Origin of the sequence: uncultured Algibacter sp. (genome assembly GCF_947495675.1) — a bacterium.
GTDB lineage: Bacteria > Bacteroidota > Bacteroidia > Flavobacteriales > Flavobacteriaceae > Algibacter_B.
Genome location: NZ_CANLZX010000022.1, coordinates 1 through 13351 on the forward strand (window position 1 = coordinate 1; position 13351 = coordinate 13351).

7 protein-coding genes and 1 pseudogene are annotated in these 13351 nt (G+C 33.8%); 5 read left to right on the forward strand and 3 right to left on the reverse strand.

Translation table 11 applies throughout. The annotated features are described in order from the left end of the window. Window positions 1-5789: pseudogene (locus Q0842_RS14020) on the reverse strand (hypothetical protein); the annotation flags it as partial. A gap of 522 nt (window positions 5790-6311) precedes the next feature. On the opposite strand from Q0842_RS14020, the gene rpsO reads away from it, so the two are divergent. Next, the gene (gene rpsO, locus Q0842_RS14025) at window positions 6312-6581 is read left to right on the forward strand and encodes a 30S ribosomal protein S15 (protein WP_298499421.1); all 270 of its coding nucleotides are present in this window, start codon (window positions 6312-6314) and stop codon (window positions 6579-6581) included. A 298-nt stretch (window positions 6582-6879) separates the two neighbouring features. After that, window positions 6880-9132, forward strand: a complete 2253-nt coding sequence (locus Q0842_RS14030; protein WP_298499423.1) for a polyribonucleotide nucleotidyltransferase — start codon at window positions 6880-6882, stop codon at window positions 9130-9132. Window positions 9133-9212: 80 nt separating this feature from the next. Here the strand turns inward: Q0842_RS14030 and Q0842_RS14035 are convergent, their stop codons facing one another. Next, window positions 9213-10361, reverse strand: coding sequence for a glycoside hydrolase family 26 protein (locus Q0842_RS14035; protein WP_298499426.1), 1149 nt, complete (start codon window positions 10359-10361; stop codon window positions 9213-9215). A 369-nt stretch (window positions 10362-10730) separates the two neighbouring features. Between Q0842_RS14035 and Q0842_RS14040 the strand changes: the two genes are divergently transcribed. The 3 genes from Q0842_RS14040 to rpe all read left to right on the forward strand — a co-directional run bounded on the left by Q0842_RS14040 (window position 10731) and on the right by rpe (window position 12899). Next, the gene (locus tag Q0842_RS14040; protein WP_034041378.1) at window positions 10731-11594 is read left to right on the forward strand and encodes a sigma-70 family RNA polymerase sigma factor; all 864 of its coding nucleotides are present in this window, start codon (window positions 10731-10733) and stop codon (window positions 11592-11594) included. Window positions 11595-11778: 184 nt separating this feature from the next. Further along, window positions 11779-12189: a BLUF domain-containing protein gene (locus Q0842_RS14045; protein WP_298499446.1), complete on the forward strand. Its 411-nt coding sequence runs from the start codon at window positions 11779-11781 to the stop codon at window positions 12187-12189. 47 nt (window positions 12190-12236) lie between these two features. Beyond that, entirely contained in the window at window positions 12237-12899 is a 663-nt protein-coding gene (gene rpe / locus Q0842_RS14050; RefSeq protein WP_298499449.1) for a ribulose-phosphate 3-epimerase, read from the forward strand. On the opposite strand, the gene Q0842_RS14055 is transcribed toward rpe, so the two are convergent. Then, window positions 12896-13312, reverse strand: coding sequence for a CBS domain-containing protein (locus Q0842_RS14055; RefSeq protein ID WP_298499452.1), 417 nt, complete (start codon window positions 13310-13312; stop codon window positions 12896-12898). The two genes, rpe and Q0842_RS14055, sit on opposite strands and share 4 nt — an antisense overlap. Window positions 13313-13351: the final 39 nt, after the last annotated feature.

Genomic DNA, 13351 nt, shown 5'->3' on the forward strand with positions numbered 1-13351 from the left:
TCGAAGGTTACCGTATCCCCTACATTTGGTGTCGCACTACTTGTCGCACTTATTCCTTTTGCTAATGCTAAATCGGCAGATTGAATTGTAAATATTGCCGTATCTTCATCATCATCATCTCCGCCAGTTGTTGGATCGTTATCTCCATCTAAATTGTCTTCATCAACAGTTGCATCGGTATTTGGATCACTATCAGGATCATCTAAATCACTTGCAATTATTTGTACATTATTAGTATAATTACCTGAATTATTAATGGTAGCATCATAAGTTACTGTTCTTGACAAACCATTTACCAATGCCAAATCACTCCATATAATAGACTTATTACCAACTACATACACACCAGAATCAGATATACTTCCAGGAACTAAATCTAAACCAGAAGGTAAAAGGTCTTCAATATCGACACCTGTCGCATCTCCTGGTCCAAAATTTTCTAATAGTATGGTATATGTTACTGTATCTCCAACAGAACCAGAAACTGGTAATACTGTTTTTGATAATTGTAAATCCGCTACTTCTAAAACAATTTGAGCATTGTCTTCGTCATCTTCTGCTTGAGTTCCATCATCATTATTAGGAGTACTATTTGGATCATTTTGATCACTTGCAGTTACTTGTGCCGTATTAAGGTATTCATTAATTACACCTGTAGGCGCAGCTACTACAGCTGTAATATTTAAAACTTGTGGTATTGCTGTGGTTACAGAACCAACTGTCCATAAACCTGTATTTGAATTATAAGCAGTTCCTAAATCATTACTTTGATATATGTAACCACTAGGTAATTGATCTAAGACTTCAACGTTTGTTGCCGTATTAACTCCTGAATTAGAAACTGTTATTGTAAATACAACCGTATCGCCAATACTCACATTAGTTGGAGAAACTGTTTTTTGTAATGATAAATCAGCAGATTCTATAGTAATTGTTGCGGTATCTTCATCATCATCATCACCATCAGCATCACCATCTTCATCTACAGTTTCATCTGTACTTGGATCACTATCTGGATCTATATTATCACTATCTGTAATTTGCGCAATATTCACATAAGAACCGGTAGCATTTACTGTAGCATTAAATGTTAATGATAATGTTGCTCCATTGGATATATCTAAATTTGACCAAGTTACGGTTTGAGTTCCTGCATCAAAACTACCTGAATTTGAAACGGTTCCTGGCACAAGAGTATAACCAATTGGTAATACATCCTCAACTGAAACTCCAGTTGCATCCATATTTAAAGCATCGGCATCATTATTCAAAACATCTATTTGAAAAGTTACTGTATCTCCAACATTTACCGAAGTAGGTGTTACAGTTTTAGTAAGTTCTAGGTCTGAAATCCCAACTACTTCTAAAATCATACTATCTGAAGCATCAAAACATTGACCATTAGAAAGTGACCATTCAAATTCATAAATTCCAATAGTTAATCCAGTAACTTGAGATGTTTCAGAATTAGGATTTACAAAATTAGCTATAGTAGGCCCTGACACTTGACTCCAAGTACCAGTAACTCCTGCACCGGCAGCTACTGCATTTAAACTCACAGGGCTAGATATGGCAACTAATTGATTTGGACCAGCTTCTGCATTAGTCATTTGTTGATTTACAATAACCTGAACAGTATCTGTTAATGTACAGCCTCCATTAGTCACCGACCACTCATATATATATGTACCCATAACTAAATTTGTTATGGTTGTATTTTCGAAATTAGGAGATAAAATAGTTGATGCACTAGGCCCAGAAATTTGACTCCACGTACCTGTTCCTTCTGTTAAAGTTGTAGCACCCATCATGGTTTGGTTTGCACAAATATCTTGATCTGTACCTGCAACAGCCGGTGAAGGTCTAGCATCTGGAAAAGTGATATCTACAGTATCTGTTTTTGGGTCACACAATGAACCTGGGCTTAATGGAAAAGGACCTCCATTTGAAACTGTCCATACTAATGTATAAGGTGTATTTATATTATCTGGAATATTAGAAAGTGTTGTTGTTGGAGAATTTGGGCTATCTATAACTACTACACCATTTGATGGATCTCCATCAATACCATTTCCTGTGTTATTATCTGAATCAAAGAAAGACCAAGTCCCTATACCAATAGCAGGTGGTGTTGCAGCTAATTGTGCATCAAACTGACATGCATTAGGCTGATTTGGACCAGCAATAGCATCACTTGGTGGATCAAACGCTTCAATTCTTACAACATCTGTTAATTTTATACATGCACCTTTTGTATATGTCCATTCTAAAATATATAACCCTGAAGTTGGTATTGTCATTGTCGTATCAAATTGGGTTGCATCTGCAAAGGTAGCTCCACCACCTCCAACAGGAAACACAACTTCCCATTGCCCTGTTACTGTAGGAGTACCACCAATTAACGATGGGTCTGATCCTGCTAACGTTACTTCATTAACTACTGGATCATCTAAACATTTCATTTGATCTGGACCAGCATCTGGTTCAGGTGGTTGTGTTATAGTACTAACAGTTATTACATCTGTTCCTGGATCACAGCTTGCTGGCCCTGTACCAGTATTTGTATTAAAAATAACATCGTTTGCTTCGTATTGGAATTGATATTCCGTACCAGGAGTAATAGTTGCACTTGCAGTATTTGGCCCTGTATTTGTAATTATTGAATTTGTTCCTGTAGTAGATACTTGTGTCCAAGTTCCTGTTGAACCTACTGTACCTTCTAACAATACACTAGTTGCAGCACATAATTCTTGATTACCTCCACCAGAGGCTGGAGCTGCAACTTCAACTTGTACATCGTCTGAAAGTGGTGGTGTACAAAGCGCACTTCCAACTATATTCCACTTAAAATTATAAGTTCCAGTTACTAAATTAGAAACTGTTGCTGTTGGACTATTAACATCAGAAAATGATGGAAGACTAGGAGCCCCAGATTCTACAGTCCAATACCCAATCTCTTCTGCAGGGTTAGTCACCGGAACTGCCTCCAGTAAAACCGAAGTTGCATTACATACATTTATATCATCTTGTATAACTGTAGGAATACTTGTTGGTATACCCACATTTAAAGTAACACTACTTGTAGCTGAACTATTGGGGCAATTACCACTACCTCGAGTCACTACCCAATCAAACACATAAGTACCCGAATACGTAAAACTTACATCACTATTAGGGTTGGTATCATCTACAAATGAAAAACCACCTGGACCTTGATTTAAAACCCATTGTCCGGTATTTCCTGTTGGTAACGGATCTAGAGCATCCATAGTAAATGTTGTTTGACAGCCCGTTTGATCTACTCCAGCATCTGAAATAGGGTCATCTGCGATTGTTATTTCAACAGTATCAGAAACAGGTTGACAACCACTTGGTCCATTTGTAACAGTCCATGTCAATATATATGATCCTGTAGCTGGAAATGTTACTTGAGTATTATTAGCTGTATCATCTACAAAACTTACACCAGCATCTAAACTAGACCACAAGCCAGTTTCACCACTTACAGTATCTGGAGCACTTCCAGATAGCACATAATTCAAACTACTAGCATCTAAACAATCATCAGGACCAGCAGAGACATTTTGCGGTCCTTGTGTATCATTAGTTGTGATATTAACAGATACACTTTCTGGTGTTGGACAAGTTGCACCTACTGCATTTATTAATGAAACTGTCCAAGTAATAGTATATGTTTCATTTGATGCTAAATCTATTATTTGAGTATTTGGATCGTTAATATCTAAAAAACTTGGACCTGCTGGAGTAATCGACCACTCACCTATTGTACCAACAGTAGGATCTTCAGCACTTACCTGAAAATTCGTTCCAGAACATATACCTCCTGAAGTAACAGTAAATAATGCTGGCGTAGGTATAGTATTTGAATTTAGTGTAATTGTTACATCATCTGGAGTTGCTTGACAACCAACAGAAGGACCACCAGTTACATTATATCTATATGTATAGATTCCAGGTACTGTAATATTAGTAATATTAATACTTTGAGCATAAGGATCATCAATAATTGTAGTTGCTGGACCACCAATTTGGGACCAAATTGAAGAACCAACTGTTATTGGGTTACCAGATAAATTAGCACCAGTAGCATCATTATAATTACAATCTAAAACTACATCTCCTCCAGCAGATGGTGAAGTTGCACTTCTGGTTATAACGACATTAATAGTACTTGTCGCATCAGAACATGATGTCAATAAATCTCCTCTTGTTTCTTGTCTAAAAGCAATTGTATACATTCCTATTGGAAGTTCATTTATACTGCCTAACCCAAATTGGTCTAAAAAATCTAATGTAAACTCACCACCAACAAAAGTTCCAGTTCCAAATTCTTGATATGGAGTTGGATAAGTTACTGCGGCAGGGATGTTTAAATTATCTGATGGCCCACTAACTATACTATAAACAGTAGTGGTACCCCCAGTAGTTGCAACAGGAATTGGTATTTCAAAAACATTACACTCTCCAATAATATCATTCCCTCCATTTACTGCATTAAGTGATATAGTTGGTGTGGCACTCAAATACCGAACTAAAACTGTTTCAATAGAATTACATGCAGGCATATCTACTGTTACAGTATTAGGATTCGTTATTGTATAAGTAAACGTATATGGATCATTTGCGCTATCTAGACCAGAAATCAAGGTGGTTGGATTTGTAGGATCATCAATAACAATATCTGGGTCAGAACCAGTATATTCCCACAACACTTCTTCTCCTGCATATGTAGGTTCGGTACCTACTAATGTAGTTTGACTAATTGTAGTATCACAAAATATAATATCATTATTATTTATAGTTGAAGTTGTTATATCTTGTGTTGGGTCTGGAACTACCACAGTTACTGTGTCACTCCCATTCACACATGGGCCACTAACACTCCACCTAAACACATATGTACCAGCAGTTAAAGGCGATACCACAGTATTTGCTGTATTTGGAGATGAAATCGTAGGTGATGTAGGTCCACTAACAAAAGACCATGTACCTTCTTGCCCTCCTAAACCACAACCACCAAAACTACCTAAAAGGTTTGTAGATTGTGTAGCGGTATAGCATTGATTTAAGTTTTGATCTGGACCAGCATCTACTATTTCTTCTCCTCCATAATTAGTTATTGTAATTTGAGCAGTAGAAACACAATCTAAATTAGTTCCTAAAGCATCTGGATTTATTATTGAATATTGAATAACAGAAGACCCACAACTTCCTTCTGGCAAAGTGATGGAAGTCGTACTTTGATCATTAACACTAAAGACTACACCTGCTGCATTTGCACCATCAACAACCCATCTTACATCTTCTCCAAACTGAGGTACACTACCGTTTAAAACGATTGTGCCATTAGATGGACAGGATACAATATCTCCATTAGTAATAATTGCATCTGTAATTGGCTGTACTAATACCTCCATATCATCTTGGTTATTTCCACCTAATCCACAATTACCAATTAATCTAAACCCATAAGTTTGCCCACCAACATAACCAATAACATTAGTAGTTAAATCATTAGGATTTTCTATAATTACAGAAGGTCCGCTAATTTGAATCCATTGAGAACCTGTATAAGGACTACTACCTGGGCTTGAAACCGAACCAGAAAGTGTTAAAACACTATCAGAACAAATAACCTGATCTGAACCAGCATTAGGAGAACAGTCTTGAGCTTCAGCAGAAAAACTATGAAGTAAAAAAACAGCTATAAAGAAAATCCCTATACTGTTTAGATTAATTATTTTTTTGGAAATGTAGATGTTCTTCATGTAATAAATTTTATGTACTAAACACTTTAAAAATTAACTATTATTAATATTGTAGTTTTTTGTCAATCTTTTGCTATTTATAATCTAAAATAGAAATGAAAATATTATAATTAATAAATTATAAGAAAAACATAAAATCATAGATTAAATCACTAAAAATACGATAAAATAGCCTTAAAAACCTTTTAAATAAGAAAAAACTTTCTTCAATGAACGAAAAAACTAATTAGCTCTATTTTAAAAAAAAGCTCTTAATTAGATAAGACACTTTATTTTTTAACAAAGTCACTTATATATGTATATATATTGACACGGTTTTTCTTATTATGCTTAATATTTTTTTGAGGTTTATTTTTTTTAAAGGGTCTCATCTAAATTAGTTAAATCTAGTATTAAAAAAGAGAAAAAATATCACCATAAGAAAAATTTAATGAAAAATAAATTAAAACCAAAAAAGTGTTATATTTGCCGCTCGAAAGAAAGGCTTTCGTGTACATAAAAATCATTTACAATAATATTAGCATGTATTTATCAAAAGAAGCAAAAGAAGAAATGTTTGCAAAACACGGTAAAGGAAAAAACGATACCGGTTCTGCAGAAGGACAAATTGCGTTATTTACACAAAGAATTAACCACTTAACAGAGCACTTAAAACAAAATCGTAAAGATTATAATACTGAGCGATCGTTAGTAAAGTTAGTAGGAAAGCGTCGTGCTTTACTAGATTACTTAACTAAGAAAGATATTTTAAGATATCGTGCTATAGTTAAAGAATTAGGATTAAGAAAATAATCTTAAAATAAAAAAGACCACGTTTTTAAACGTGGTTTTTTGTTTTAGTTCTTGTAGCTTGACTTTACATAATTTCAAAAATCTTTGAAATGTAATAACAAAAGCGCTACTTTTACTAAACTTATTAATTATTACTCGAGCGTAAGAGTTTAAACTACGTATTAGAAGAAGCTAGTTATAGTTTTTCATTGGTCAAAACGGCATGTTATGCCACACACAACAACTACACACAACAACACAACGACCATTGTTTAACATAATTTAAGCATAAATATGCTTGAATTACAAGAAAAAATTTATGATTCCAAAAGTTTTTAAAGAGGTCATTGACCTAGGAGACGGTAGAGAGATTTCTATCGAAACCGGAAAATTAGCAAAACAAGCGCATGGTAGCGTTGTTGTGCAATCTGGAAAATGTATGCTTTTGTGTACAGTTGTTTCCAACTACAAACAAGCTGATGTTGACTTTTTACCATTAACGGTAGATTACAGAGAAAAATTTGCAGCTGCAGGACGTTACCCTGGTGGTTTCTTTAAAAGAGAAGCAAGACCTAGTGATGGAGAAGTTTTAACAATGCGTTTGGTGGACCGTGTTTTACGTCCGTTATTCCCAAAGGATTACCACTCTGAAACTCAGGTAATGATCCAGTTAATGTCTCATGATGATGATGTTATGCCAGATGCTATGGCAGGTTTAGCGGCTTCGGCAGCTATTCAATTATCTGATTTTCCTTTTGAATGCCCAATTTCTGAAGCTAGAGTTGGTCGTGTAAACGGAGAATTTGTTATTAACCCAACGCGTGCTCAATTAGAGGAGTCTGACATTGATATGATGATTGGAGCTTCGGCTGATTCTGTAATGATGGTTGAGGGTGAAATGGATGAGATTTCTGAAGAGGAAATGACTGAAGCTATTAAGTTTGCACATGAAGCTATTAAAGTACAATGTGCTGCTCAAGTAAAATTAGCTGAGGCATTTGGTAAAAAAGAAGTTCGTGAGTATGAGCCAGAACGTGAAGATGCTGATTTAGCTGCTAAAATTCACGACATGGCATATGATAAAGTATATGCTGTTGCCCAAGCAGGTTCTGCTAAGCATGAGCGTAGTGCTGCATTTGGCGAAATTAAAGAAGAGATTATTGCATCTTTCTCAGAGGAAGAACAAGCAGATTACGGTGGATTAATTTCTAAATATTACAGTAAGGCAGAAAAAGCAGCTGTTAGAGATTTAACTTTAAACGAAGGTTTACGTTTAGATGGACGTAAAACTGATGAAATTAGACCAATTTGGTGTGAAGTTGATTATTTACCTTCTACACACGGATCTTCTATATTTACTCGTGGAGAAACTCAAGCTTTAGCTACAGTTACTTTAGGTACAAGTAGAGAGGCCAACCAAATAGATATGCCATCATTCGAGGGTGAAGAGCGTTTCTATTTACACTACAACTTCCCTCCTTTTTCTACAGGTGAAGCAAGACCTATACGTGGAACTTCACGTCGTGAGGTAGGACATGGTAACTTAGCGCAACGTGCCTTAAAAGGTATGGTTCCTGAAGATTGTCCTTATACAGTACGTGTAGTTTCTGAGATTTTAGAATCTAACGGATCGTCTTCTATGGCAACAGTTTGTGCTGGTACTATGGCTATGATGGATGCTGGTGTACAATTAAAGAAACCTGTTTCTGGTATTGCTATGGGATTAATTACAGATACTGAATCTGGAAAGTATGCTGTTTTATCTGATATTTTAGGTGATGAGGATCACTTAGGAGATATGGATTTTAAAGTTACTGGTACTGCTGATGGTATTACGGCTTGCCAAATGGATATTAAAGTTAAAGGATTATCTTACGAAATTCTTGTAAATGCCTTAAAACAAGCGCGCGATGGTCGTTTACATATTTTAGGTAAAATTACCGAAACTATCGAAACACCTAATGCAGATGTTAAAGATCATGCACCTACTATGGTTTCTAGACGTGTTCCTAATGAATTTATTGGAGCGTTAATTGGACCAGGAGGAAAAGTGATTCAAGAAATGCAAAAAGAAACAGAAACTACAATCGTTATAAACGAAGATCCTGTTACTGAGGAAGGTATTGTTGAAATTTTAGGTGTTGGAAGAAAAGGTATTGATGCTGTATTAGCAAAAATTGATGCTATTTTATTTAAGCCTGAAGTTGGTAGCGTTTATGAAGTAAAAGTAATAAAAATGCTTGATTTTGGTGCTGTTGTTGAATATGTTGATGCTCCAGGAAACGAAGTTTTATTACACGTAAGCGAGTTAGCTTGGGAACGTACTGAAAATGTTAGCGATGTTGTAAACATGGGCGATGTTTTTGATGTAAAATACTTTGGCATAGACAAACGTACTCGTAAAGAGAAAGTATCTAGAAAAGCACTTTTACCAAAACCAGAAGGTTATGTAGAAAGACCACCAAGAGATGATAAACGTTCTGGCGGAAGAGATAACAGAGGTAGAGATAACCGTGGACGCGACAATCGCAGAGACGATAGAAGACCAAGAGAAAATAAAAAAGAAGATTAATTCTTATTATTTATAACATTTTAATAGCCTGTTTCAAATTTTGAAACAGGCTATTTTATTTCTATTAAACCACAATTGATTTAAAGTATATCGCTACTTAAAAATATAATTTCTTTTTCTAGAAATTCTTTAAAATTATTTTCGGCTGGATGCCCAAGATAAGGCACATGAAAAAATGTGGTCATATCATTTCGCCATACCATGGTATAAGTAATACTACTAGCTCTTATAGCTTTATATAAACTTTGTGTCCACCATGTATTATCTACCACATTTTCCAAACCAGTTTCTGTTAGTGCAAAAAGCATGTTTTTTTCTAGAGCTATATCTTCTACAATTTTTAAATTTCTTATTGCACTATTTAAAAAGTTTCTATTTCTAAAATCGTAGACGTCTATACCTAACATATCAACAAATTGGTCACCTGGATAATTTTTTAAGTATTGTGCTTTGTTAGAAACTAAGTTAGGTGCGTATACATATATAAGATTGTGTACATTAAAATCTTCCGATAGAATTTTGATAGTATCTTTCCAAAGTTGAACGAAATTTTCTGTAGTTCTATAACCTTCTCCCCAGAAAAAAAAATTACCATTCATTTCGTGCCAAGGTCTAAATAACACGGGTATGGAATTACCATGAGCATCTACCAATTTATTAAGTAATCTTGCAGCTCGTGCTAAACGCTCTATATATTCTTGACGAAATTCTCCTCCTTCCAAGAACTTTGCTACTACACCGTTAAAAATTTCTTCTCCGCTTGCATTGTATCCTTGCGGATTAACGTGGTGCCAACTCATTGTAATTATACTTCCGTTTTCATGTGCTTCTATTACTGCTTTAGTAAATCTATTAATAAATTCATCTAGAAAAGATCCAGAAGTATTTGAATCTGGTTGGAGACTAATTAATTCTAAATCGAAACCTGCTATAGCAGGATAATCCCCTGTTACTGGAAAAAAATCTGGTTGCAACTTGTCTGATACTGGAAAATCATTACCAGTTCCGAAGGGTTGTTGTTGGCCAAAAGCAATCCCTTTTTGTGTGATGTTTATTAGCCTATCGTATAAATCTTTAGCTTGTTGATTTAAATTAGGGTCTGCAAAATTATTTGGACTTGTAATAACCAAAGGTGCACGTACAGCATTTATATCAAATAAATCATCTTCTTTTTCGCAACTAGTACTAATAAACAAGGTAAGTAATACAATTAGGGTTGATTTTTTCATGGAATTTTTGTCGTTTAATTTTACATTTCTTAACATAACCTTAAAAACCTAAACTAATTTTTAATGATTAAATATATTTTTACTTATAAATAACTAAGCGTTTAGTTTGAGTGAATAAGAGCAAATAAACATAAGGATTATTTAAAAACATCGAAAGTTTAAATAGAGATATGAAAACTCATAAAAAATAGTTTTAACCACTTATGCGATACTCAAATAATTTAATAACATGTGACTTACTAATAATTTTAGCGTCTAATAATTAAAGGATTAAAAATAATTTAATCTTTTTTGTAACAAAAAGTAACAATATTGCGTATAACTATTGAACGACCTATTTATTCACAATTAAATTCAGGACAACATTAGATGAGACAACTTAAAATTACGAAGCAGGTAACCAATAGAGAAACCGCTTCGTTAGATAAATATCTACAGGAAATTGGTAAGGTTGATTTAATTACAGCCGATGAGGAAGTTGAATTAGCACAACGTATTAAAGCTGGCGATCAGATAGCTTTAGAGAAATTAACAAAAGCTAATTTACGTTTCGTAGTATCTGTTGCTAAACAATACCAAAATCAAGGCTTAACATTACCAGATTTAATTAATGAAGGTAATCTAGGTTTAATTAAAGCTGCACAACGTTTTGATGAAACACGTGGTTTTAAATTTATATCGTACGCCGTTTGGTGGATTCGCCAATCGATTCTTCAAGCATTAGCTGAGCAATCGCGTATTGTACGTTTACCTTTAAACAAAATTGGTTCTATTAACAAGATTAATAAAACATTTGCTTTTTTAGAGCAAAGTCATGAACGCCCACCTTCTGCTGAAGAAATAGCAAAAGAGTTGGATATGACAATTAACGATGTTAAAGAGTCTATGAAAAACTCTGGACGTCACGTAAGTATGGATGCACCTTTAGTTGAAGGTGAAGATTCTAATTTATATGATGTATTAAACTCTGGTGAGTCACCAAATCCAGATAGAGAGTTATTACACGAATCTTTACGTACAGAAATTGAGCGTGCTTTAGAAACATTAACACCTCGTGAAGCAGATGTTATTCGTTTATACTTTGGTTTAGGTAACCAACACCCAATGACTTTAGAAGAAATTGGTGAGACTTTCGATTTAACTCGTGAGCGTGTAAGACAAATTAAGGAAAAAGCTATTCGTAGACTAAAACATACTTCTAGAAGTAAAATATTAAAAACATATTTAGGTTAGTAATCACTAAAAATTACGACTAAATTACAGTAACAACAGTTACAAAACATAACTGTTCGTTTTTTGATTGATGAAAGAACCCGCGGCTGATTACCGCGGGTTTATTTTTATTTTATAACTTCGTAATAAATAAACAAATTATTATTTTAACCAACTTAATAAACCAAAACCCTCTTAACCCAAAATGCTTAAAACCATATGTTACATTAGTGACTCTAGAGAATATGAGTCTATAGAAGATATTAAAAAAATATACTTAAAGGCAAAACAAAATAATTTAAAACGAAATATTACGGGTATTTTAATATACCACAATGGTAATTATTTACAAGTACTAGAAGGCATTGAAGAACATGTTGATATGACTTACGAAAAAATTAGATTTGACACAAGACATAAAAATATTATCAAAGTAATTAACAACAATATTGAACAACGGATATTTGAAGATTACAATTTCGGTTTTTCTATAGTAAAGAGCAGCCAAGAATTTAATGAATTAAATGAATATCTTAACTGGTTAAAACAAGCAGACAATAAAATAGCAAATAAAGTAATTTTAATGGTTGAAAATTTTATAAGCATCATTAGCTAAATAGATTCTAAAACAATTACTTTTGCATTATATTTTAACAAAAAAAAATGAATTCTAAATTAATTGCACCCTCAATACTGGCAGCAGATTTTGCGAACCTACAACGTGACATAGAAATGGTTAACAAAAGTGATGCCGATTGGTTTCATATTGATATTATGGATGGTGTTTTTGTTCCAAATATTTCTTTTGGCATGCCAGTTTTACAAGCCATTAGCAAACACGCCAACAAAACTATAGATGTGCACTTAATGATTGTAGATCCTGATAGATATATTAAAACTTTTGCTGATTTAGGGAGCAATGTATTAACTGTTCATTTTGAGGCTTGCACACATTTACACAGAACACTACAAGCTATTAAAGCAGAAGGTATGAAAGCTGGTGTAGCCCTGAATCCTCATACAAATATTAACCTCTTAGAAGATACTATTAACGATATTGATTTAGTATGTGTTATGAGTGTTAATCCTGGTTTTGGAGGTCAAAGTTTTATAGAAAACACATATAACAAGGTAAAACAACTCAAAGAGTTGATTTCAAGAAAAGGTGCTTCTACCAAAATTCAAATTGATGGCGGAGTCACTAATAAGAACGCTAAACATTTGGTTGATGCTGGTGCAGATGTATTGGTAGCCGGTAGTTATGTTTTTAAAAGTAGCAATCAACCTGAAACTATTAAAGATTTAAAGATACTTGCCAATTCTTAAATTAGTTTTACTAAGTAGTTTAATAAATCGGTTGAAGTCACTATTCCAATTAAGTTTCCATCATCAACTATTGGCAAAGCATGAAATTCGTTTTTTGCTAAAATTTTAGCCACATCTTTTATAGAAGTATCACTTGTAACGGTTACAACATCTTTAACCATAACTTGCTCAATTGTAAACGAATTAAATACTACAGAATCAACAGATTTGCTTTCTTCTGATGATTCAGCATAACTAATACGCATTAAATCTGTATAACTTAACATTCCAACTATAATATCATTAGACACAACAGGTATATGCCTAATTCTATATCTATTAAATAAATCTTCTACTCTTTCTAAATCTTCTTCTGTTGTTATCGCAATAATGTTTTTAGTCATTATTGTAGAAACTGGCACATGCGATTTCATGATTTTTATAATTTAAATTATTAAACAAAACTACTTGCT